This is a genomic window from Devosia sp. P2_G7 (assembly GCF_056403495.1).
Genome location: NZ_JBFUFI010000004.1, coordinates 296,193 through 319,660, shown reverse-complemented (window position 1 = coordinate 319,660; position 23,468 = coordinate 296,193). Strand labels below are relative to the sequence as shown.

Genomic DNA, 23,468 nt, shown 5'->3' with positions numbered 1-23,468 from the left:
AACCCGGTGGATATGAGACGACGCGCGGGGGTGAAACGCGCGCGCTTGATCGCCGCCCGGTTGAAGGATATTCAACTGGTAAGTTATATACTGATTGGTTAAATACGAGCAGGTTGGGAATCACTGCTATGAACATGAACATCTTGAAGTCGGCCCTCGTGCTTGGGCTGCTGTCGGTGATCGGCCCCGTCGCCATCGACATGTATCTGCCGGCGCTGCCGGAAATTGGCGGACAGCTGGGAGCGAGCACTGCATCGGTGCAGCTCAGCCTGATGTCCTTCATGGCCGCATTCGCGGTCGGTCAGCTGATCTACGGTCCGATCAGCGACATGGTCGGGCGCAAGCCGCCGCTGTATTTCGGCATCGCGCTGTTCATCATTGGCTCGATCGGCTGTGCGGTTTCGCCTTCGGTGGAGTGGCTGATCGTCAGCCGATTCATACAGGGTATCGGTGGGTGTGCGGCGATGTCGCTGCCGCGGGCTATCGTGCGTGACGAATATACCGGTGCCGAGGCGGCGCAGCTGTTCAGCCTCATCATGCTGGTGTTTTCGATCTCGCCGATCCTTGCCCCGCTCTCGGGCAGCATTGTCATCACTTTTGGCGACTGGCGGCTGTTGTTCTGGGTGATGGGCGCGGTGGGGGTGCTCGGGCTGATCCTGTCGGTCGTCGCGCTCAAGGAGACGCGGCCGAAGCATCTGCGGACCGAGTCGAGCCTCGGTGGTGCGATCCGTGGCTACGGCTCGTTACTCGTCGACTGGAACTTCATGGGCCTGACCTTCATCGGCGCCTTCGGCATGTCGGCCTTCATGGCCTTCATCGGCAACTCGAGCTTCGTGTTCATCGAGCACTATGGGCTGACGCCGACTGAGTACAGTCTTGCGTTCTCGGTCAACGCGATCTCGTTCTTCGCGGTGTCGCAGTCGACCGGCTTCATGGTGAAGCGCTTCGGGTTGCAGCGGGTGGTTCGCTGGGCGGTGACCGGGTTCGCAGTGTCGATGGCGCTGCTGGCGGGCATCTTCGTCGCCGGCATCGACAGCATGTGGATCCTCAGCGGCCTGATGTTTGTCGCCTTCGGCTTCCTCGGCCTCGTGCTGCCGACGACGGGCGTGCTGGCGATGGAAGAGCACGGCGAGTTCGCCGGTACCGCATCGGCGCTGATGGGGACGCTGCAGATGGTCCTCGGAGCGGTGGTAATGGGCATCGTGGGTGCGTTCCACGACGGCACGGCCATTCCGATGGTGCTCGGCTTTGCGGTCTGTGCGGTGCTGGCGTTCCTGCTGACGCAGGTGACGATCCGCACGACGACGACGCCGGTGGTCGGTGCGCCCGCCGAATAACTGGCCTAACCCATGCGGGCCGGTCGGGCGCGAGGGAAACCTCGCGCCCTTTTCTTAAGGGCGGGCGGCCCTAGATGCTGGCCTGCACACTTTGCAGCGCGGCATAGACCCCGCTCATTGCCATCAGCTCGTCGTGCGTGCCCTGTTCGGCGATGCCGTCGCGGCCGAGTACGAGGATGCGGTCGGCGTGCCGAACGGTCGAGAGGCGGTGGGCGATGACGATGGTCGTCCTGCCCCGCGCCAAAGTTAGCAGGGCCTGCTGGACCGCCCGCTCACTTTCGTTGTCGAGGGCGCTGGTCGCCTCGTCGAAAATGAGGATGGCGGGATCCTTGAGGAAGGCGCGAGCAATGGTCAGACGTTGTTTCTGCCCGCCGGAGAGCTTCACCCCGCGCTGCCCGACGTCCGTGTCATATCCGTCGGGCAGGGCCATGATGAACTCGTGCGCGTTGGCGGCTCGCGCCGCGGCCTCGACCTCCGCGTCGGTCGCGCCGGGGCGGCCATAGCGGAGGTTGTCGGCCACCGAGCCGGCGAACAGGTAGACGTCCTGCTGAACGACAGCGATATGGCGGCGAAGCGTCTCCAGCGTCACGTCGCGCACGTCTCGCCCATCGATCCGGATTGCCCCAGCATCCACATCATAGAAGCGCGGGATAAGCGCGCAGAGCGTGCTCTTGCCGACGCCGGACGGGCCGACCAGGGCGACGAACTCGCCGGGAGCGATATCGAGCGACAGGTTGCGCAGCACATGCGGCCCGCCCGCCTCGTAGCGGAAGGTGACATCGTCGAAGCTGACCGCGCCGGTGGGCGTGGACATCGGAGCGGCCGCCGGCCGATCGGCGATATCGGGGGCGACCTCCAGGATCTCCATGGCACGGGTGAACCCGGTATACCCCTCCTGCAGCAGCCGGGCGAAGTTGGCGAGGCGCTGGATCGGATCGACCAGCACGGCAACGCAGAGGAGGAACGTCAGCATCTCGGCGACGGTGAGTTCGGCCGACAGGATGCGAAGCGCGCCCACCACCACGACCAGGATCATCACCAGCTGGGCGAAGCTCTCGACGCCGATGGAGAACCAGGCCTCGGACTTGTAGCCATCGGCGCGGCTCATGACGAACCGCTGGTTCTGCTCGGCAAATCGCTGCGTTTCCAGCGTCTCGTTGGTGAAGGACTGGACCACGCGAATGCCGCCCAGGGCATCCTCGACCCGCTCGTTGACGGCGGCAATCTGCTGCTTGCTGCGCTCGAGCGCCCGGTTCATGCGCCGGTTGAAATAGAGGGCATAAGCGAGCGCCAGCGGGGTCAGCGCCAGGATGAGGCCGGCCAGCAGCGGATCGATGAAGAACAGCACAAGCATGGCCCCGCCGAACTTGAGCACGGCGATGGCGAGGTCTTCGGGACCGTGGTGGAACAGCTCGCCCACCCAGAGGGAGTCGCTGGTGATGCGGCTCATCAGCTGGCCGGTGCGCTGCCGGTCATAGAAGCTGAAGGACAGCTTCTGGCAGTGCTCGAAGAGCTCCTGGCGCATGGCCGCTTCAATGCGGGCGCCCATCACGTGGCCCTGATAGTCGACGAAGAAGACCGCCGCCATCTGGATGGCGAGGACAGCCAGCATGCCGCCGCCCATGGCGAGGATCTGCCAGATGACTCCGGGCGCATCGGGCAGGGCCAACAGTCGCGTGGTGATGAAGTTGGCGCCGAGCGGCAGGGCGATCGCGGTGCCCGCGACCAGCACGGCACAAATCAGGTCGGCCGCGAGCAGCGGCAGATGTGGGCGATAGTAGGAGAAGAACTTCCGTATACGCGCCGAGCGCCGCTGACGGGCAGCGGGGTCGGACGAGGCGGCGATGCGGTGGCGGAACGGCTTATGGCGCGGCGGGCTTTTCCTTGCGCGCGGGAAGGTGGAAGGCATGAAGCGTGATGTCCTTGCTGAGATGGGCTCCTTTCCGAGTGGACAGCGTCGCTTTCATCGTGATCTCCCGAGGGCATGAATTGAGGGCGGACCATAGGCGAGGTCGGATGCCCCGACAACCGGGAGTGCCGGTTGTCGGGTGGCGGTGTGGTTGACGGGCAACAGGTGCAGCGAACGCTCGCGGCAACGTGCCGAGGATCAGCTCTTGGGCATGTCCGGGCAGACGTAGGGCACGGTGGCCGTCACGTACTTCTCCTCGATGGCGTCGCTGCCGAGCTTGAGGCTCAGCACCAGTTCGGCGTCGGTGAGCGAGACGATGTCGGCGTTGATGTCCATGCCGTCCTCGTTCCACTTCAGCGCGGTGTCCGAGGTAAGCTCCCATGCCGACAGGCGGTGGGTTTCCCAGCAGGAATCCTGCACGAGGGTGCCGTCGGAGAGGAAGATCTTCATTACGCCGGGCAGGTCGCCATCGGCCTTGGTCCAGACCCGATCGACGAGCCCGGCCTTGCTGGTCTTGGCATCGGTGGCGGATTCGGTTGCCGTATCCTCGGCGAAGGCGGGAAGGCAGGCAGTGGAGCCGACGCCCCACATGGCGAGCAAGGCGAAGAGGGCGGCTTTGCTGGTCATTCGGCGTCAATCTCCAGTGGCAATCCGAACATGGGTGCGTCGTAATCGCCATACAAGGTGGCATGGCGATTACGACGGAAATCGGATCATCGGGGAGTGAAAATGAACGGCCGATGAGCGTGGGCTCAGCGGCCGCCCAAGTGCCTGGCTACTGCCGGATGCCCAGCGCGCGGTCGCGGTCGCGGATGCGGTTGCGGGCCTGCTTGGGCCAGAGCTGGTAGGCATCGCCGCCGCCTTCGAGGGCGTGGCGCGCGTGCACGGCCCAGTTCGGGTCTTCGAGCGCCGTGCGGGCAAAGGCCACGAGGTCGGCTTCGCCTTCCTCGAGGATACGCTCTGCGTCGTGCGGATCGTCGATGAGACCGACGGCGATGGTCGGGATGCCGGCCGCCCGCACCGCCTTCGACAGCTCCACCTGGTAAAGGGGCGCCGCTTTCAGCGAATAGCCGTCGAAGCCGCCCGATGAGCAGTGGATCATATCGACGCCGAGTGACTGGAGTTCACGCGAGAGGACGATGGAATCCTCGACGCCCCAGCCACCCGGGCTGCCGTCGGTCACCGACAGGCGCATGATCAGCGGCTTGTCGGCCGGCCATGCGGCGCGGACGGCTTCAGTGACCTCGAGCGCGAAGCGCATGCGGTTCTCGCGGCTGCCGCCGTACTCGTCGGTGCGATGGTTGGCGAGCGGGGAGAGGAACTGGCTGATCAGGTAGCCATGCGCGCCGTGGATCTCGACGGTGTCAAAGCCAGCCTGGTCGGCGCGGCGCGCGGCGTCGGCGAAGCTCTGCACGATGCGCTGGATGCCCGGCTTATCCAGCGCGACCGGCATCTGGAAGTTAGGGTTGTCGGCGTGGCGCTCGGCGCTGGGAGCTTCGGGCACCCAGGTCTCGTAGGCGTATTCGGCCTTGTCTGCCTCGGTCTCGTTGAAGCCGCCGCGCCACCAGATCGGCGTCGCGGCCTTGCGCCCGGCATGGCCGAGCTGGATGCCCGTCGCAGCGCCCTCGGACTGCAGGAACTTCACGATATGGGCCAGCGGCGCGATCTGTTCGTCGTTCCAGAGCCCGAGATCGCCGTAGGAGATGCGCGCTTCGGGCGTGACACCGGTTGCTTCGAGGATGACGAGGCCAAAGCCGCCAAGGGCGAAACGGCCGAGGTGCACGAAGTGCCAGTCGTTGGCGAAGCCGTGCTGCGCCGAATACTGGCACATGGGCGCGATGACCGTGCGATTGCGCATTGTGAGCCCGCGCAAGGTGAACGGGGAAAATAGCTGGGACATAAATCGGCTGCTGCTGCAGGTGGAGGGAGCAGGGACCTTGCACCGCGAGCACTCCATCGGCAAGTACCGATGGAGCAGGTCTCACTTGCACTCAACATGCCGTGTTCGCCGGAACCGCCGCAGCGGGGGCGAGTTGCGCGTGCGAGGGTTGAGGAGAAAAGTGATGAAAGTTCTTGCTGCTGCGACCCTCTCGGCGGTCGCCCTGTTTGCCTCCGGTGTCCTGGCGCAGGATACCAAGGTGCTGACGGGCAAGGCCGCCTTCGGCGATTTCACGCAGGATGCACCGGGTGTGAGGCGCCTGATCAAGGCGACGGACCTCGACCCGCCGAATGTCACCGAGTCCGCGTCGAATGCGCCGGGGACGGTGCCGATGCCCGAGGGCGCGCTGCCCAAGGTGCCCGATGGTTTCAAGGTGGAACTGGTCGCCTCGGGGATCACCAATCCGCGCGCCATACGCTTCGCGCCGAACGGCGACCTGTTTGTCGCCAACTCGGAGGACGGCGAGGTCCTGGTGTTCGATTTCGACGAAGAGGGCGGGATGAAGGAGGTGAAGCCGGCCGTCTACGCCGACAAGCTCAACCAGCCCTATGGGATCAGCTTCTACCCCAAGGACAATCCCGAATGGATCTACATCGCCGAGAGCGACGGGCTGAAGCGGTTCCACTACAAGGCCGGCGACCTGAAGGTCGAGGAGGGCGAGGATGGTCCGGACCAGGGTGAAGCGATCCTCACCGGCATCCCGGCAGAGCATCACTGGACGCGCGACGTCGCGTTCTCCACGGACGGACAGACCATGTACTACTCGGTTGGCTCGGGCTCCAATGTCGGGCTCGACATGACCATGGATCCGACGCCTGAGGGTGGCCTCGAAGCGTGGATCAAGGATCATCCACTTGGCGTTGCCTGGGGTGGCGAGGAGCGCCGCGCGGCGGTGCTGGCCTTCGATCCCGAGGGCAAGAACGAGAAGTATTTCGGCACGGGCCTGCGCAATTGCGCCGGCATGACGGTACAACCGGCCACCGGAGATGTCTGGTGCGTGGTCAACGAGCGCGACGAACTCGGCGACAACGTGCCGTTCGACTATGCGACGTCGGTGAAGGACGGGGCGTTCTACGGCTGGCCCTGGTACTACATTGGCGACAATCCCGACCCGCGCTGGACTGCGACGCCGCGCGAGGACCTGAAGGGCCACGTCACCGTTCCGGACGTGCTGTTCCAGACCCACTCGGCGCCGCTGAACATCGTCTTCGACGAGTCGGATGGCTGGGGCGCAGAGTACAAGGGCGACGCGTTCGTCGCCATGCACGGCTCGTGGAACCGCGGCAAGCGCACCGGCTACAAGGTGGTGCGGCTCGACTTCGACGACGCTGGCAAGCCGACCGGCGAGTACGAGGACTTCATGACCGGGTTCGTCATGGACGCCGACAACGTCTGGGGCCGGCCGGTTGGCGTGGCAGTGGCGCCCGACGGCGCGCTGTTTGTCTCCGAAGACGGCGCCGGCACCATCTGGCGCGTCAGCAAAGCGGAATAGGCGGAGGTCAGACCGCCTCAGGGACGTCCTCGTGGGGAACCGCGAGGGCGTCCTTCTTTTTGTCAGTCCGTCACCGTGTATTCGGTGATGCCGTTGGCGGCGACGCTGAGGCGTTGGCGGGCTTCGCCGACGCCGAATGCACCCGCGTCGACGTCCCAGCAGCCGGCCGAAACGGCGAAGCTGTAGGACTGCCCTGGGCCGATCGAGACGTTGTCGGGCAGGCGGTCGAAGCCGTAGGTCGAGGCATTGCAGTCTGAGATGGAGACCACGTCGATGTTGCCGCCGGTGCCGTTGATGACAGTCAGCGTGCCGGTCGGCTCGCCGGGGCGGATGAGTTCGCCGCCGGTGATCATGGAGCTCGGGTCGCAGGCCGCGAGCGCGAACAGACAAACGGCGACAGCGCCGCCGCGAAATACTGAATTCATGACATCCCCCAATGACGAGACATACGTGACGCCGCGTCTGCCCAGTCAATTGCTAGCAGAGGGCCGCGCTGGCCTCAATCATCGGGCGAAGGCGAGCGGTTTATCCTTGGAGGGCTGTGAAGAAGTCTGGCTCAGGCGGCCTGGGGGCGGCGGTGGCCGGAGACTTCAGCGCCGGCGTTTCGGTGCAGCGTCAGCAATTGCAGCGAGCAGGCGACGATGATCAGGCCCATCAGCAGGTAGGCGATCTGGAAATCGATCACCCCGAGAGCGGGGGCGCCACGCCACATCTGGCTGAGGTTGAGGCAGCCAGCCGCGACGGCCACGCCGAACACCATGGACAGCTGCTGCGACATGCTGGAGATCGTCGTGGCCGAGCTGCGCTGGGCGGCGTCGACGTCGGCAAAGGCCAGGGTGGCGAGGGCGGTGAACTGCATGGAGCGGGTCGCTCCGGCGATGAACAGGACCGCGGCGGTGATCGGGTAGGCAGTATCGGGACCGAGCAGGCCGCAGGCGGCGACCGAGATGCCGGCGAGGACGCCGTTGACAGTGAGGATGGTGCGGAAGCCGAAGCGGCGCAGCGTCGGCGTGGTGACCGCCTTGATGGCGAGGTTGCCGAAGAAATAGATCACCACCAGGGCGCCGGAACTCAGCGCGTCCATGCCATAGGCGACCTGGAACATCAGCGGCAGCATGAACGGCGTGGCGTTGATCGCGGTGCGCATGATCGCGCCGGCCTTGGCGTCGGTGGCGGCGAAGGTGTTGATGCGCAGGGTTCGGAGGTCGATCAGCGGATGATCTATCCGCAGCAGCCAGAGGACCGCGGCGGCGCCCACCGCGAGGCCGAACGCGATCAGCAGAGTGGCGATCCAGGCGGGCAGCCCGCCCTGCGCCAGTGCGTCGAAGCCGTAGAGCAGGCAGCCCAGCGTGATGCCGGTCAGCACGAAGCCGGGGGCATCGAAGGGACGATCGGCGAACTCGTTGTCCTTGGGGACGATGGCCAGCACGAGCGCCATGCCGATGAGGCCGAGTGGGATGTTGATCCAGAAATTCCACTGCCAGGAGATGTATTCGGTGATGAAGCCGCCCAGTGCCGGCCCGAGCACGGGGGCGAACAGCGCCGGCCAGATGGTGAGGCCGATGGCGGCGACGATCTCGGACTTCTGCGCGGTGCGCAGCACGATGATGCGGCCCACCGGGAACAGCACGGAGCTGCTGGCGCCCTGCAGCGCACGGGCGATGGCGAATTGGCCGAGATCCTGCGCGAGGCCGCAGGCGATCGAGGTTAGCGTGAACAGCGCGATTGCCACGACGAAGACGCGGCGGGCGCCGAAGCGATCGGAGAGCCATGCCGCGGCTGGAATGCAGACGGCCACCGCGAGCATGTAGATGGTGACGCCGAGGCTCATCTCGAGCGTGCCGACGCCGAAGTCCCGCGCCATGCGGGGCAGGGCGGTGACGATGATCACGCCGTCGAGGAACTGCATGAACAGCGTGGCGGCAACCACGAGGGCGACGTTGCGGGCGTGTGGGGTGAGGCGCGTGGACATGATGAGGATGCGAATGACTAGTATGGTACCAGTACAGGCAAAGCGGGGCGGCGCATATCAGGCAATGGGATGATGCCGATGATTTTGCGCGGGTGTCGTCGGTGCACCTCAGCCGGCTGCTGACTGAGAGAGACGGCCCCCTCCTGGCCTCCCCCACAAGGGGGGAGTTGAAGAGCCGAGGCTCTGTCTTTCGATGGTGCCAAGAGCGCCGCCGGCGCACCTCCCCTTGTGGGGGAGGGTTGGGAGGGGGCCGTCTGTCTCAGCGACGCGGCGTTACCCTTTCACCGCGCCCGCAGTCATCCCCGCCACGATCTGGCGGTTGAAGAACAGGTAGACGATCAGCGGCGGGATGGTGATCAGCAGGATGTTCATGAACAAGAGGTGCAGCGAGGTGTTGAACTGCCCCTGGAAATTGAACAGCGTCAGCTGCACCGTGACGTTCTGCTTGCCCGGCAGGTAGTAGAGCGGGTTGGTAAAGTCGTTGAAGATGGCGACCGACTGCACGACGATCACCGTCACTACCACCGGCTTCAAGAGCGGCAGTACCACCTGGAAGAACAGGCGGAGGGGCCCGGCGCCGTCGATGATCGCGGCCTCGTCGAGTTCGCGCGGGATCGTCGCGACGAAGGCGCGGAACAGCAAGATGGTAAAGCTCAGCCCGTAGGCGACTTCGATCAGGATCATGCCGTGCATGGTCTTGAACATGCCGAACGACTGCAGCACCCAGATCGTCGGTACCACTGCCGGCGGGATGATCAGCCCGGCGAGCACCAGGAAGTTGACGATGGCCGTCCAGCGCGACGGCCGGCGCTGCAGCACGAAGCCAACCATGGCGCCCAGTACCACCAGCAGCGTCACGCTCGCGACAGTGAGGATGATCGAATTGATGAACGCGGTGACCAGCATGTAGTCCTGCGTCCGCAGCACCTCCATCAGGTTGTCCCAGAAGTGCCAGCTGGTCGGCCAGTCGAACGAGCGGGTCGCCGCTTGCCGCCGGTCCTTGACCGCGGTGAGGATGATGAAGGCGAACGGCACGAGGAAGACGACGATCGACGCCGCAATCGCGATGCCGCCGAGAATGTAGCGCTGAGCGTGCCTCACCGGTCCGTCTCCTGGCGATTGAGCAGCATCGAAAGTGGCACGATGATCAGGGCCACCATCGCAAACAGCACGACGTTGCCGGCAGTGGAGAGGCCGTAGAAGCCGGCCTGGTACTGCTTGTAGATCACCGACGCGATGACGTCGGAGGTGAAGCCGGGGCCGCCCTTGGTCATCGCCCAGATCATGTCGAACGAGCGCAGGCCGCCGATGAAGCTGAGGATGATCACGGTGGCCGTGGCCGGGTGGACCAGCGGCAGGGTGACGGTCCAGAACCGCTGCCACGCCGTAGCGCCGTCGATCCGCGCGGCTTCGTAATATTCGAGCGGGATCGAGACGATGCCGGCGATGTAGATCACCGTGGCGAGGCCAACGCCCTTCCACACATCGACGAGGGCGACGGAATAGAGCGCGAAGCGCGGATCGGTGAGCCAGCCCGGTCCCTTGATGCCGATCGCGGCGAGGGACTCGTTGAGCAGGCCCTGGGTGGGATGCATCATTGCGGTGAAGGTGATGCCGACCCCAACCGTCGAAACCAGCACCGGGAAAAACACCACGGCGCGCAGATAGCCGCGGCCGAAGATGTCTGAGGTCAGGAGCAGCGCAAGCAGCAAGCCGAGCACGACCTTGAGGCCGGAGGTGACGACGCCGTAGATCAGCGTGTTGACGAGGCCCTGGAACAGGAACGGCTCGCGGAAGAACTGAGCGAAGTTCTCGAGGCCGATGAAGTCGGCCTTCTGCAGGCTCCACCGCGTCAGGCTGAAGAACAGCGACGCGAAAGTCGGGAGCATGAACAGCACGGCGAAAATGATGGCCGCGGGCAGGTAGAACCAGCTCGGATAGAGCCCAGCTGTGCGCGACTTGCGGCGCGGATTTGCGATGGGCACTGAGCCTTCTGCGACCGCAACTGCCATACCCGTCATCCTCCTCGACGAATTGGCGCCCGACCCTTTCGGCCGGGCGCCGATTTTCACACGCAGATCGCGCGATTACCAGCCGGGCAGGCCGAGCTGCTGGGCCTGCTTCTTGACGTCTTCGTCATAGAGCGCGGCGCCATCGGCGGCCGGGCGGATGCCCGAACCGACTTCCACGGTGATTTGCTCGAGCGCCGGCCCCTTGATCGGGGAGAGGAACTCGAGGGCAGGGGCCGAGTGGCCGCCTTCCTGGAAGTACGGGAGCAGGTCGGCGACAACCGGCGGCACGTCGGACGGCAGGGTGCAGTCCTTCACCAGGTACGGGCCGGTGGCGCCGGCCGACTGGGTCTGGATATCGCAGCCCTCGGTGCTGGCGACGAAGGCAACGAATTCCTTGGCTTCGGCTTCATGCTTCGTCGTCTTGGGGATGTAGAGGCCCGCCGGCATCCAGGTGGTGAGGCCGTTATTGGCGGCGTCGTCACCCGGGATGGCGAAGAAGCCGACGTCGTTGACGTTGTCGGGCGCCAGTTCCTTGATGTTGGCGACGGCGAACGACAGCATCGGGTAATGTGCGCCTTCGCCGGTCGCGACCTTGGTCACGCCGTCCTCAAAGGTCGCCGCCGCGAAGTCCTCGTTGAGCAAGCCGGCCTTGAACACTTCCTCCTGCCGCTCGAAGCCCTTCATCGCGGCCGGGGTAGAGGCGTACTTGGCCTTGCCGGCGGTATAGTCGGTGGCAAAGTTCGGATCGGCGGCGAGCACGTTGTAGAAATCGCCGAGCACGAACAGCTGGCTGGTCCAGGTCGCACCGAAGGTCTGGATCACCGCGGTCTTGCCGGCCGCCTTGATCTTTTCATTGTTGGCCATGAACTCGGCCCAGGACTTCGGCGGGGTCAGCCCGAGTTCCTTGTAGATCGGGATGTTGTAGAGGATGCCGCCGCCCATGGCGGTGCCGATCGGCGCGCCGTAGACCTTGCCGTCCGTACCGGTGACGACGGTCTTGAAGCTATCGATGACATTGGCCTGGAACGGCTCGGCGGTCAGGTCGACGAGGTTCTGTGTCGGGTTGATCGCCTGGAACAGCGAGCCCGAATTGTAGAGGAACACGTCGGCCATCTCGCCGGTGGCGAGGCGGGTCTTGATCAGGTTGTCGCCATCGGCGCCGCCCGGGCGGCTTTCGGTTTCGATGTCGATGTTCGGGTGCTTGGCTTCGAAGGCCGCAGCCAGGGCCTCGGACATGGCGACCGTCGAGGGCGCATTGTCGAACAGGAAGGTCAGCTTGACCTTGTCCTGGGCCATGGCGGTGCCAGCCAGGATCGCGAGAGCGCCGGTGGTGGCCAGCGCCGCACGCGTCAGTTTGCGCATCAGCATTGATAGTTCCTCCCTTGTGGCCGCCACGGGTCCTCCGGCGGCCTGTTGCAAATTACTCGTCCCTCCGGCTCCTCTTGCCGTCAGGGCTTGCTGATCCGGAACGTCACCTTGTGCTTTCCGGGCGCCAGCAGGCTGCGCGCTTTTCCATCCGTGCCACGCTCGCTGACGGCGATGCCGTCGACGCTGGCGTCGGTGTAGCCGGCGGCGAGGACGAGCGTGCCGCTCGCGCCCTCGGGCACCGTGATGTTGTAGGTCACCTTGTCGCCATCGACCTTCCAGCCTGCCTCGATCCGGCCGGCGGCGGAGTCATGGTTGGCCGCAACCGGCGAAAGGGCCGGGACGATCGTGGGCTCGAAGAAGATGTGCTTGAAGCCGGGCAAAGCCGGGTCGGGGCGGAAGCCCGCAACGCCCTCGAGCAGCCACTGGCAGACGGCGCCATAGGCGTAGTGGTTGTAGCTGTTCATCTGCGGATCGAACGCCACGCCGTCCTCGTTGAGGGCGTTCCAGCGCTCCCAGATCGTGGTGGCGCCCATCTTCACCTGGAACAGCCAGCCGGGCAGGCCCTCCTGGAGGAAGACCGAGGCCGCGAGATCGGCTTCGCCAATCTTAACCAGGGCCGGTAGTAGTGCCGGTGTGCCGATGAAGCCAGTGCCGATCCGCCCCTGGGCGCGGGCGACGGTTTCCTTGAAGTAGCCCTTGGCGGCGGCGTAGTGCTCGGCCGGGATCAGGTCCCAGAGGAAGCCCAGCGCGTAGGAGGTCTGGTCGTTGTAGCCGATACGGCCGGCGGCGGTCATGAACTCGCGCTGGAAGGCCTTCTTCACCTCTGCGGCGCGCTCATTGAGCCGCTTGGCCTGCGCCTGGTCGCCGATCGCCTCGGCGGCTTTGGCGGTGAGGTACGACGAGATGTAAAGGTAGATCGTGGCGGCCGCATCGTCGCCAATGGTCGGATAGGGCTTGGCGAAATCGCCCTGCGGCTGCAGCCAGTCACCGAAGGTGAAGCCGCGTCCGCCCCAGCCCGACGGCGGGCGGACGATCGGACCATCGCTGATCGACCAGACGAAGTCGTTCCACTTGATCATGGCCGGCAGCGCTTCCTCGAGGATGCCGCGATCGCCGTAGTGGGTGTAGAGCGTCCACGGGATGACGCATATCGCATCGCCCCAGCCGGTCGAGCCGTAAAAGCCCGGGATCTCGTCCTCATGGTTGCGCGTCGGGTCGGGCACCACGTGGGGGATGGCGCCATCGGGCCGCTGGTCGGCAATGAGGTCGCGCACATACTTGGTCAGCATGCCGTGGCTCTCATGCAGATAGCAGGCGGTGGGCGCGAAGACCTGTGCGTCGCCCGTCCAGCCCAGGCGCTCGTCGCGCTGCGGGCAATCGGTCGGCACCTCGATGAAGTTGGAGCGCTGCGACCAGACGGTGTTCTCGACCAGCCGGTTGACCAGCGCATTGGCCGAGCTGAAGTTCGCCGTGCGGGTGACCGCCGAGCTGATCGGGATCATCTCGATCCTGGTGATCGTCGCCTTGCCCTCGATGGCGACGCGCGCAAAGCGGAAGCCGAAGAAGGTGAAGGTCGGACGGTAGCTTTCCGGCGCGCCGCCCTTGAGCACGTATTCGACGCGGGCTTCGGCCGACCGCATGCTCTCGCGGTCGAAATTGCCGAGGTGGTTGACGATCTCGGCGTGCTCGATGGTGACTTTGGCGCCGGCTTCGCCCTCGACGGTGAAGGCGACATAGCCGCCGGCGTTCTGGCCGAAATCGTAGACCGTGCGGCCCTCTGCATCGGCGAAGGACTTGACCACGGGCAGGGCGGGTAGTTCGTGCACGCCGCCGGTTTCGGCCGGCAGCAGTGTCGACTTGTCGAAGTCGCCAAGCACGGTGGCGCCACCGCTCACCGGCGCGTTCTCGGCGCGGGCGTCGTAGTTCTCGCCGTAATAGATGCCGGATTTCTGCACCGGCGCGAGGCCGCTCTGCCAGGTGGCGTCGGTGCCGACGATGAGCTCGCCATTGGCGCCGCGCAGCTCGGCAATGGCGCCGATCTTGTCGCCCCAGGTGTTCAGGATCTGGTTGCGCGGCCACATCATCCGCGAGCGGTACCAGCCGTCACCCAGCCAGATGTCGATGGTGTTGTCGCCATCCTTGAGCAGGGCGCTGACATCATAGGTCTGGAAGCTCAGGCGGTCCCAGTAGCTGGTCCAGCCGGGTGTCAGCAGATCCTCGCCGACGCGCTTGCCGTTGATGAACGCACGATAGAGGCCGAGAGCACTGATCCGTAGTGTCCCGGCCCCACCGCGGGAGGAGAGGTTGAAGGTCTTGCGGAGGAAGGACGACTGCGTGCCGACGCCCTGATCGACGCTGGGGTGGATCATTTCAGCGACCCAGGCGCCATGGCCGGATACGGCTTCACCTGCCCGGATGAGCATCGTCTCGTTCACTTTTGCATCCTCCAAGGGACCTGTTGCGGTCCGTCCGGCGCCTTTGGCTGCCGATCAACGTGTGACGTTCTACGTATACCGTTCTACACGATCAGTTCAAGCAGGATTCGCGCATGAACCGCCAAATTGGCGCATGAACCGCCAAATGCCCTCAAGAACCGCCAAAATCGCTCACGTTGTGTTGTGGAAAGCGGGTTGCTAGAAGGAGGGCGGTTCGGGGGGAACTGTGGCGCCAATCACCAAGACCGGCCGGGTTACCATCAAGACGGTTGCTGCCGACGCAGGGGTGTCGGTGGCGGCGGTCTCGAAGGTGCTGCGCGATGCCTATGGCGTCAGCGACGCGCTTCGCGCCAAGGTTCAGGCCTCTATGGAGAAGCTGAACTACCGGCCGCATGCCGGGGCGCGGGCGATGCGCGGGCGCACCTACACGCTTGGCGTGCTGCTGCCGGATATGCGCAACCCGTTCTTCGCCGACATCCTCGCCGGGGTGAACGACGCGCTCGAGCGCACGCAGTATCAGACCATGCTGGGCGTGAGCCGATCGGCTGAGCCGATCGAGATGTCGCTCATCGACTCGATGATCGACCGGCAGATGGACGGGCTGATCATGATCGGACCGCGCATGCCGCCCGAGACGGCCGAGTCCGTTTCCGCGCGGATCCCTACGGCGATCGTCGGCTATCACGTCCCGCAGATCGCCACGCTGGATACGGCCAACAACGACGACATCGCCGGCGCTGGTCTCGTGGTGCGCCATCTCGCCGCCAACGGCTATCGCCGCATCACCATGGTGACACTCGCAGTCCCCGCCAAGAACGTGGTGGTGACCGTGCAGCGCGAGCGCGGCTATCGCGAGGCGATGAAGGAGTGCGGGCTGAGCCAGTACATCAACATCGTGCCGGCCGACCAGTCGGCGCGCGAGACGCAGACGGCCGTCCGTCACCTGCTCGAGGCCCGGCATCGGCCCGAGGCGCTGTTCTGCTGGACCGACATGGTGGCGCTGCATGCGCTCAGCGTCGCCAAGGATCTCGGTCTCGCGGTGCCGGGCGATCTCGCCATCGTCGGCTACGACAACACGATCTACTGTGACCTCGCGCAGAACAGCCTGACCAGCGTCGATCAATCCGGCCAGGTGCTGGGGCTCCAGGCGGCCCGCTTGTTGATCGAGCGGATCGATGGCCGGCTGCAGGGCGAGCACTTCGTCGTCACGCCACGGCTGGTGGTGCGAGGGAGTTCGCGCCCCCGTCCTTCGTAGTGCTTTCCGCCGAGCCGATTTTCACCCACCATCACAATTCAACCCAATCAAGATTGTCGCCATGCCCTTTTTCGACCTGCCGCAAGCCCAGCTCGACAGCTACCGTTCTAGCGCCGTCGCTCCCGCCGATTTCGACAGCTTTTGGGCGACAACGCTCGCCGAGTCATGCGCCAAGCCGCTCGAGGCGGTGTTCGAGGCCGTCGACACGGGCCTGAGGCTGTTCGACGTGTTCGACGTGACCTTTTCCGGCTTCGGCGGCGACAAGGTGCGCGGTTGGTACATCAAGCCGGTGGGCGTTGCGCCGCGCGGCACGGTCGTGAAGTTCATCGGTTATGGCGGCGGTCGCGGTTTGCCGCAGGAGCATCTGCTGTGGCCGGCGACGGGTCGCGCCGTGCTGGTGATGGATACGCGCGGGCAGGGGAGCAGCTGGTCGCGCGGCGATACGCCGGATCCGGCCGGCTCGTTCCCGGCGCATCCCGGTTTCATGACCCGCGGTCTCAATGACCCGAAGGACTACTACTACCGCCGCGTCTATACCGACGGCGTGCGGGCGGTGGAGGCGGCGTTGGGCCGAGCTGAAACCGATCCGGCCAAGCTCGCGGTGGTCGGCGGCAGCCAGGGCGGCGGCATTTCGATCGCCGTGGCCGGGCTCGAGCCGCGGGTGAAGGCGGCGATGCCGGACGTGCCGTTCCTCTGCGACTTTCCGCGTGCGGTGGGGCTCACGAGCCGCGACCCTTATGGCGAGATCGTGCGCTTCCTCGCGACGCATCGCGAGAAGGCGGCGGCGGCCTATAAGACCATCAACTACTTCGATGGCGTGCATTTCTCGGCGCGCTCCAAGGCAGCGGCGCTGTTCTCGGTGGCATTGATGGACGACGTCTGCCCGCCCTCGACCGTCTACGGCGCCTACAATGCCTGGGCCGGCCCCAAGACCATCGAGAGCTACACGTTCAACAACCACGAGGGTGGCGGCACCTGGCAGGAGCGGCGGCAGGTCGCCTGGCTCGACGAGACCCTGCCGTGACCGCACTGACGCTCGACTACGCCGACCGCGACGGGGTTGCTGCCCGTCGCCGGTGGGCGGTGTCGCGCGTACTGATCTACGTCGTGCTGACGCTGTTCGCGCTCGTCTACGCGGTGCCTGCGCTGCTGGTGTTCTTCAACTCGTTCCGCGACGGGGAGGAGGTCTTTCGCAACGGCGTCATCGCCGTGCCGGAGAGCTTCTCGTTCGACAACTACCTGCGCGCCTGGAACGACGCCTGCGTCAGCGGCATGTGCCGGGGGCTGGGGCCGAACTTTCTCAACTCGCTGATCATCACCGTGCCGGCGACTATCGCCACGGCGATCATCGGGGCGCTCAACGGCTATGTGCTGAGCAAGTGGAAGTTTCGGGGCTCGGAGTTCGTCTTCGTGATGATCTTCCTCGGCATCTTCCTGCCGAGCCAGATCGCGCTGCTGCCCTGGGCCTGGATCATCGGGCAGCTCGGGCTGCAGAACAACGTGCTCGGCTTGTTGCTGATCCACACCGTGATGGGCATCTCGTTCGCGACGTTGTTCTTCCGCAACTTCTACGCCGGCGTGCCCAATGAGATCGTCAAGGCGGCGCAGGTGGATGGCGCCGGATTCTGGCGCATCTTCATCCGCGTGATGTTGCCGCTGTCGGGCCCGATCATCGCGGTGACGGTGATCTGGCAGTTCACCTCGATCTGGAACGAATACCTCTACGGCATGGTGTTCACCTCGGGCGACCAGCAGCCGATCACCGTGGCGATCATGGGCGTGCGCGCCGGCGGCTCCGCGGCGACGGTGATGATGGCGATCGTGCCGCCGCTGCTGGTGTATCTGATCGGCGGCAAGTATTTTGTGCGCGGACTCACCCAAGGGGCTCTGAAGTAAGCATGACGGCGAAGAACTACGTGATCGACGAGATGATCTCGGCCAAGGCGATCGCGGCGCGGGTGGAGGCACTCGCCAAGGAAATCTCGGAGTTTTACGCGGGCACCGAGAAGCTGGTGGTGGTGGGGCTGCTGCGCGGCTCGTTCGTGTTCATCGCCGACCTGGTGCGCGAACTCGACCTGCCGGTGGAGGTCGATTTCCTCGAGGTGTCGAGCTACGGCAATTCCACCGAATCCAGCCGCGAAGTCCGGATCCTCAAGGACCTGCGCGGCGAGATCGAGGGGCGCGACGTGCTGCTGGTCGAGGACATCGTCGACACCGGCTACACGCTGAAGCACGTGCTCGAAATTCTCGGCACGCGCCACCCCAAGCGCATCGAGGTCTGCGCGCTGCTCGACAAGCCGTCGCGGCGCGAGACCAGCGTGAAGGCGCGCTGGATCGGCTTCGAGATCCCCGACAAGTTCGTCGTCGGTTACGGGATCGACTACGCCCAGCGCAACCGCAACCTGCCCCACATCGGGGCGGTGCGTTTCACCGCCTGACCGGGCCGACGCGCAATCATCTGCTGACGCGGCCTGTCCGATTGGCCGAGGACCGGTCCGGGTCGTCCCCGGACCGGCAGAATGGGGCCCTACCGGCGCCGGTAGCGCTCTCCATTGCTGGCGCGGCAATAACGAGGCCCGCAGCCCAGCCGACAGGTGGTCATCGGGCAGTTGATGGTTGTGCCGGTGTGTGCCTGCACAACGCTGATGGACGGGTCACTGGTGACCGCATCGACCATTTTGACTGTCGGGATTGCGAGAGCATTGCGCGGCTACTATCGAGATCGAAGGCGAGACAGGCGTTTGGCTTCTTAACTGCGCGGAGACTCTGCTAGTATCGGTGCGGGGCTCTCGGAGGTTCCGGGAGCTTTTCCGCAACCAGTGGAGAAGCACGATGGCCGAGACGCAGTCTTCCGTACCTTCCGATCTTCCTCCCGGCCTGCGCCGCATGCTCGGCGACAGCTGGTGGCTGCTCCTGCTGCGCGGCATCGCCGCGATCGCCTTCGGCGTGCTGGCGATCTTTTGGCCCGCCATCACGCTGATCTCGCTCACCCTGCTATGGGGCGCCTACACCCTGGTCGACGGCGTCTTTGCGCTGTGGGCGGCGATCTCGGGCCGGACGGTCGGTGGGATGGGCGCGCGCTGGTGGCTCGCCATCAGCGGGGTGGTGAGCGTTCTCGCCGGCCTCGCGGCGTTCTTCTGGCCGGGCATGACGACATTCGTGCTGCTGTTGTTCATCGGCATCTGGGCAGTGATCATCGGCGTGTTGACGATCTGGGGCGCCATTCAGGCGCGCAAGGAGATCGAGGGCGAGTGGGTGCTGGGGCTGTTCGGCCTGCTCACAATCGTGTTTGGCCTGCTGCTGCTGTTCCAGCCGGGCGCCGGCGCGTTGTCGCTGATCTGGATGATCGCCGGCTATTCGATCTTCGGCGGCGTGCTGCTGATCATGCTGGCGTTCCGGGCGCGGACGTTCAAGCAGGCGGCCTAGCGCCGACTGCCCGTCGCTAGAACCGTCCCGTCATGCTGGCACGGATCGATGCCGCCGCAAGGCCGGTGGTGTCGATCCCATAGTCGGCCAGCGCCCGCAGCGACCAATCCGGCCCCGCCAGCGTCACGCCACCGGTGAGCCCGGCAAAGGTGTTGTCGATCGCAAGCACAGAGCCCGTGCCGCCCAGGCCGGCGCGGACGCCGATGGATGGGGTCAGGTCGAGATCGTTGCTGAATGCAAAGGTTCGCGCCAGCGTGAGACCGCCGCCGAGTTCCAGCGTCGACGTCGAGAAGCCGTCGACGTTCACGACGTCTCCCGATGGGTTGGTCACGGTGTAGTCGCCGACATCCTCGTTGGTGAAGTACAGCCTGGCGCTGGGCCGGATGGTGAACGCGTCGGCGCTCCACTCGCCCTCGACCTCCACTTTGGTGATGAAGCGGTCAGTCTCGAAGGTGCCGGTGAAGGTCTGGCCGAACAGCGTGGCGTTCGCGTCGTTCCACGAGTGGCCGAAGAATACGCTGGCATCGAGGGTGACGTTATCGAGGATCTCCAGCGACACATAGGGGCCGATAAGGGCGCCGGTGCCGGTGATGCCGCCGATGTCGGTCACGTCGCGCATGTTGTCGAGATAGAGCGCGACGCCGGTGAGGAACCGATCGTTCACCAGGTAGTCGGCGCCCGCGCCCACCACACTGAGCCTGCCGTCGGCGTCGTCGCGCGTGTGGAAAGTGAGCGAACCGTCGATCCAGAAGCTGAACGGAGCGGCGGTGTCCTCGGCCAGCAGGGCCGCGCCGGGGCCGAGGTCCCAGGCGTTGCCGGTACGGGCAGAGAAGTTGAGCACGGCATCGCCGTTTGCCTCGGATAGCGAGACGTTGGGGCCGCCACCTCGGCGATCGCCGAGGCTGGGGGTGTCAATGGCGTTGCCGATGAGCTTCTGCCGGGTTTCGACGAAGCCGCGCGTCATCTCCTCGAAGGCTTGGGACACGGTGTCGGTGACCGCCGTCGTCGCAGAGCTTGAGTTGTTCGTCGTGTTGATATCGCGGTCGCTGCTGGCGATGCTTGCGACGTTGGTGATCGAGCCGTCCAGCACGGCCGTTGCGCCGATAGTGAAGGTTGCGGGGGTCGCAGGCGCGAATTCGCTGCGGCTGCAGGTAATGGTGCCGCCGCTGTCGACCGCCGGGGTGGCGCAGCTCCAGCCTGAGGGAAAGGCGATGCTCATGAACCTCAGGCCGGCGGGCAGCGCGTCTGTCATCACGGTATTGGTGGCAAAGCTCGGACCGGAGTTGTTCACCGTGACGGTATAGCTGAGCACTTCGAACCGCTCGGCGCTGGCGGGGCCGGTCTTGCTGATGCTGAGATCGGCTTCGCCCTCGACGGTCGTACCGACGGTCGAGCTGTCGTTCTCGCTGTTGATGTCATTGCTGGTCGTGCTGACCGAGGCGAAGTTCTGGATGAACGTGCCTTCCGGTGTGCCGTCCGGCACATGCGTCGTCAGCGTGAAGGCGGCGGAGCTGGCAGCAGGGTTCGTGGCGGAACAACTGACAGTGCCGTTGCTGCCCACGGCCGGCGTCGAGCAGTTCCAATCGGATGGGGCCGCGAGCGATACAAAGGTCAGTGGGGCTGGCAGGGCGTCGGTCAGAGTGATCGTCGCGGGGCTGCCGCTGGCGGTGACGGTCAAGGTGTAGACGAGGTCGGTATCGTCCGTGACGTTCCCTGCCGCCAGCTTCTGTACGCCGACATCGACCCAGGGTGCCGGAATCTGTGCCGTCGCGGTGTAGCTGTTGTTCTCTTCGCTGGGATCGTCGGGGGATGAAACGGTCGCGATGTTGGTGAAGAACGCCCCGGGCGGAGTACCCGCGTCGATATGGGCGGTGATCGTGAAGACCTGGGACCCTGCCGCCACCGACAGCGGGTTGATCTTGCAGACGACGGTTCCATTAGTGCCAACGGCGGGCAGGGGATCAAATGCGGTGTTGCAGTCCCAACCAGACGGCGCGGCGACCGCTTGGAACGTCGTGCCCGGCGGCAACGGATCTGACATCACCACGTTCGAGGCGTCGTCGGCGCCAGGGTTACCCGCGTCCCCCACGTTAGTGACGGTGATGGTGTAGGTGATGTCGGTGTCGGCCGCTGGAGTCTCGTTACTCACGGTGTTGGTGAGCATCAAGTCGGGATAGGGCTGCGCCTGTGCAGCACCTACCGCCATCGTCGACACCAGCGCGAGGATGCAAATCCTCAGCGCTGCGAACCCAATCGCAGACCACCACGCACGCATAGACGATAGCCCCACCGCCGCAATATTTGCCTCAGCAACGTCGCGAAGCTGGGGGCTGCTGTAAATCGCCTTGATGGAGGGAAAGCACGGGATTCGTGCTTTCCCAATGGGTTGCGGCGTCCGCGCCACACCGAGCCGGATAAGGTTACGGCCGTAGCGGGCCCTGGCCGGCGCCGGTCGCGGCGATGGTTTTGGCGATGGCGTCGAGGTCGGCTGCGTCGAGCTCGATGCTCGCGGCGTCGATCCAGCCGTCGACCTGGGCGGGTGAGCGGGCGCCGACGATCGTGGCGGTGAGGCCCGGCCAGGCGAGGGCCCAGGTGAGGGCGATGGTGGAAATCGACGTGCCGTGCTTGTCGGCAACCGGCTTCAGGCCCGCCGCGAGGGCGAGGTTGCGGTCGAGACGGTCGCCGGTGAACTCGGGGTTGGTCTTGCGCCAGTCGTTGTCGGCGAGGGTCGCGGCGCGTTCCCTAGTGAAGCTGCCGGTGAGCAGGCCTGCCTGCATCGGGCTGTAGCAGATGACGCCGGTGCCGTGCGCCGCGCACCAGGGGAGGACTTCCTCGGCCGTTTCGCGCTTGATCATCGAGAAGGGTGGCTGCAGCGTTTCGACATGGCCCATCGCTTCGGCTCGGGAGAGCTGCTCGGCATTGTGGTTCGAGAGGCCGATGTGCTTGACTTTGCCCTCGGATTTCAGCTCCAGCATTGTCGCCCAATAGTCCTCGAGCGGCCCGTCATCGGCCGGCCAGTGCACCTGGTAGAGGTCAATCGCCTCGACCTGCAGGCGACGGAGCGAGTTCTCGAGTTCGTTGCGCAGACTTTCGCGATTGGCGAGGCGGCGCGGGTTCTGCCCGTTGGCGTCGCGGATCACGCCGCCCTTGGTGAAGACATAAGGGCGCCGGTCCGCGGGCAGGGCCTTCAGCGTCTGGCCGATCACCTCTTCGGAGTGACCGACGCCGTAGGCTGCGGCGGTGTCGATCCAGTTGATGCCGAGATCGATGGCGTGGCGGATGGCGGCGTCGGAATCAGCGTCGTCCTGCGGGCCCCACATGTTGCCGCCCATGGCCCAGGCGCCGACGCCGAGGCGGGTGATCTCCATGCCGGTTTTGCCGAAGGCCCGGGTTGGCAGCGTCGTCTTCATGCTCATCCTCCAAATGTTCTGAACTGCCATACCAGCATCCCATGTCAGATCGGACAACCCAGCCTTGCGGCTTATGGCGACGCCGGCGATCGTGGCGTTCAGGAGCGCCGGGAGGTATGACGGCCGCAGCCGACTGTCCGCCGCCGTCAAGCCATACTTCTCCTCTTGCGCCGAACCGTAACGTACGGTACGGTTCGTGACGTGGAGAATGAGCGGTCGGTTCGCGGGGTGCGGACCTGAACCGCGAGGGCCTTGGGTGTCGTCGTGGCGGTTGTGGTTGCCAACAGCGAAGAGGTGTTCACGCCGCGTCAGCAGCAGGTGCTGACGGCGGCGCTCGATCTGCTCGTCGAGCAGGGCGACCGGCTGACCATGACCTCGGTGGCGCGGCGCGCCTCGTGCTCGAAGGAAACGCTCTACAAGTGGTTCGGCGACCGTGACGGGCTGCTGACCGCAACGGTGCAGTGGCAGGCGGCCAAGGTGAAGGCGCCGCAGGTCGATCGTTGGCGGCTCGACGCCGCGTCGCTGCGCCAGAGCATCGAACAGTTTGCTCGGGACCTCCTGGGCACCATAGTCGGCGAGGTCTCGGTGACCCTGAACCGGCTTGCCATCGGCCATGCCGGTGCTGAGAAGCACGGGCTCGGCGCGATCGTGCTCGAGAACGGGCCGCTCGCTATCCGCAAACGGCTGAAGCCGGTGCTGGAAGCCGGACGGGAGGCGCGGCTGCTGCGCTTCGAGAGTTCGGAGGAGGCTTATCGCAGCTTCTTCGGGCTCGTCGTGCGCGACGCGCAGATCCGGCTGCTGCTTGGCGAAACCTTTGCCACCTCCGAAGCCGAGATCACGCGGGACGCGGCTCGGGCGACGGAACAGTTTCTTGCCATCTACGCGGTCCACCACCAGCCCGCGTGATTTTTCA

General features: G+C 65.4%; 19 protein-coding genes. 8 read left to right on the top strand and 11 right to left on the bottom strand.

The window, feature by feature from the left end; all coding sequences use genetic code 11:
* Positions 1-128: 128 nt before the first annotated feature.
* Positions 129-1,337 carry a multidrug effflux MFS transporter gene (locus tag AC1DWU_RS09475; protein ID WP_477149721.1) on the top strand — a complete coding sequence of 403 codons (1,209 nt, stop codon included), beginning with the start codon at positions 129-131 and terminating at the stop codon, positions 1,335-1,337.
* A 70-nt stretch (positions 1,338-1,407) separates the two neighbouring features.
* Here the strand turns inward: AC1DWU_RS09475 and AC1DWU_RS09470 are convergent, their stop codons facing one another.
* The 3 genes from AC1DWU_RS09470 to AC1DWU_RS09460 all read right to left on the bottom strand — a co-directional run bounded on the left by AC1DWU_RS09470 (position 1,408) and on the right by AC1DWU_RS09460 (position 5,146).
* Complete coding sequence (locus tag AC1DWU_RS09470; RefSeq protein WP_477149720.1) at positions 1,408-3,246, bottom strand: ABC transporter ATP-binding protein; 1,839 nt, start codon at positions 3,244-3,246, stop codon at positions 1,408-1,410.
* 198 nt (positions 3,247-3,444) lie between these two features.
* Positions 3,445-3,873: a hypothetical protein gene (locus tag AC1DWU_RS09465; protein ID WP_477149719.1), complete on the bottom strand. Its 429-nt coding sequence runs from the start codon at positions 3,871-3,873 to the stop codon at positions 3,445-3,447.
* A 148-nt stretch (positions 3,874-4,021) separates the two neighbouring features.
* Positions 4,022-5,146, bottom strand: a complete 1,125-nt coding sequence (locus AC1DWU_RS09460) for an NADH:flavin oxidoreductase/NADH oxidase (RefSeq protein WP_477149718.1) — start codon at positions 5,144-5,146, stop codon at positions 4,022-4,024.
* 163 nt (positions 5,147-5,309) lie between these two features.
* Here AC1DWU_RS09460 and AC1DWU_RS09455 point away from each other — a divergent pair, with 163 nt between their 5' ends.
* Positions 5,310-6,677: a PQQ-dependent sugar dehydrogenase gene (locus AC1DWU_RS09455; protein WP_477149717.1), complete on the top strand. Its 1,368-nt coding sequence runs from the start codon at positions 5,310-5,312 to the stop codon at positions 6,675-6,677.
* A gap of 62 nt (positions 6,678-6,739) precedes the next feature.
* On the opposite strand, the gene AC1DWU_RS09450 is transcribed toward AC1DWU_RS09455, so the two are convergent.
* From AC1DWU_RS09450 to AC1DWU_RS09425, 6 genes are all read right to left on the bottom strand, one after another.
* Positions 6,740-7,102, bottom strand: a complete 363-nt coding sequence (locus AC1DWU_RS09450; RefSeq protein WP_477149716.1) for a hypothetical protein — start codon at positions 7,100-7,102, stop codon at positions 6,740-6,742.
* 131 nt (positions 7,103-7,233) lie between these two features.
* Entirely contained in the window at positions 7,234-8,649 is a 1,416-nt protein-coding gene (locus AC1DWU_RS09445; RefSeq protein WP_477149715.1) for an MFS transporter, read from the bottom strand.
* Between the two features lie 273 nt (positions 8,650-8,922).
* Positions 8,923-9,750, bottom strand: a complete 828-nt coding sequence (locus tag AC1DWU_RS09440; RefSeq protein ID WP_477149714.1) for a carbohydrate ABC transporter permease — start codon at positions 9,748-9,750, stop codon at positions 8,923-8,925.
* Positions 9,747-10,628 (bottom strand): carbohydrate ABC transporter permease, encoded by an 882-nt coding sequence (locus tag AC1DWU_RS09435; RefSeq protein ID WP_477149749.1) that lies wholly within the window; start codon positions 10,626-10,628, stop codon positions 9,747-9,749. Before AC1DWU_RS09435 ends, AC1DWU_RS09440 begins: the two co-directional genes overlap by 4 nt.
* A gap of 108 nt (positions 10,629-10,736) precedes the next feature.
* Positions 10,737-12,023 (bottom strand): ABC transporter substrate-binding protein, encoded by a 1,287-nt coding sequence (locus AC1DWU_RS09430; RefSeq protein WP_477149748.1) that lies wholly within the window; start codon positions 12,021-12,023, stop codon positions 10,737-10,739.
* Between the two features lie 86 nt (positions 12,024-12,109).
* Positions 12,110-14,452, bottom strand: coding sequence for a family 78 glycoside hydrolase catalytic domain (locus AC1DWU_RS09425; protein ID WP_477149747.1), 2,343 nt, complete (start codon positions 14,450-14,452; stop codon positions 12,110-12,112).
* A gap of 238 nt (positions 14,453-14,690) precedes the next feature.
* On the opposite strand from AC1DWU_RS09425, the gene AC1DWU_RS09420 reads away from it, so the two are divergent.
* The 5 genes from AC1DWU_RS09420 to AC1DWU_RS09400 all read left to right on the top strand — a co-directional run bounded on the left by AC1DWU_RS09420 (position 14,691) and on the right by AC1DWU_RS09400 (position 19,145).
* Positions 14,691-15,719: a LacI family DNA-binding transcriptional regulator gene (locus AC1DWU_RS09420; protein WP_477149713.1), complete on the top strand. Its 1,029-nt coding sequence runs from the start codon at positions 14,691-14,693 to the stop codon at positions 15,717-15,719.
* A 61-nt stretch (positions 15,720-15,780) separates the two neighbouring features.
* A complete protein-coding gene (locus tag AC1DWU_RS09415; RefSeq protein WP_477149712.1) occupies positions 15,781-16,743 on the top strand; it encodes an acetylxylan esterase in 963 nt (320 codons plus the stop codon).
* Positions 16,740-17,615 carry a carbohydrate ABC transporter permease gene (locus tag AC1DWU_RS09410; protein WP_477149711.1) on the top strand — a complete coding sequence of 292 codons (876 nt, stop codon included), beginning with the start codon at positions 16,740-16,742 and terminating at the stop codon, positions 17,613-17,615. Before AC1DWU_RS09415 ends, AC1DWU_RS09410 begins: the two co-directional genes overlap by 4 nt.
* A gap of 2 nt (positions 17,616-17,617) precedes the next feature.
* On the top strand, positions 17,618-18,157 hold the full coding sequence (hpt, locus tag AC1DWU_RS09405) for a hypoxanthine phosphoribosyltransferase (protein ID WP_477149710.1): 540 nt from the start codon (positions 17,618-17,620) through the stop codon (positions 18,155-18,157).
* A 394-nt stretch (positions 18,158-18,551) separates the two neighbouring features.
* Positions 18,552-19,145: an HdeD family acid-resistance protein gene (locus AC1DWU_RS09400; protein WP_477149709.1), complete on the top strand. Its 594-nt coding sequence runs from the start codon at positions 18,552-18,554 to the stop codon at positions 19,143-19,145.
* 16 nt (positions 19,146-19,161) lie between these two features.
* Here AC1DWU_RS09400 and AC1DWU_RS09395 read toward each other — a convergent pair whose 3' ends face one another.
* Both AC1DWU_RS09395 and AC1DWU_RS09390 read right to left on the bottom strand, forming a co-directional pair.
* Positions 19,162-21,420 (bottom strand): hypothetical protein, encoded by a 2,259-nt coding sequence (locus tag AC1DWU_RS09395; RefSeq protein ID WP_477149708.1) that lies wholly within the window; start codon positions 21,418-21,420, stop codon positions 19,162-19,164.
* Positions 21,421-21,565: 145 nt separating this feature from the next.
* Positions 21,566-22,555, bottom strand: coding sequence for an aldo/keto reductase (locus AC1DWU_RS09390; protein WP_477149707.1), 990 nt, complete (start codon positions 22,553-22,555; stop codon positions 21,566-21,568).
* Between the two features lie 264 nt (positions 22,556-22,819).
* On the opposite strand from AC1DWU_RS09390, the gene AC1DWU_RS09385 reads away from it, so the two are divergent.
* A complete protein-coding gene (locus tag AC1DWU_RS09385; RefSeq protein ID WP_477149706.1) occupies positions 22,820-23,461 on the top strand; it encodes a TetR/AcrR family transcriptional regulator in 642 nt (213 codons plus the stop codon).
* Positions 23,462-23,468: the final 7 nt, after the last annotated feature.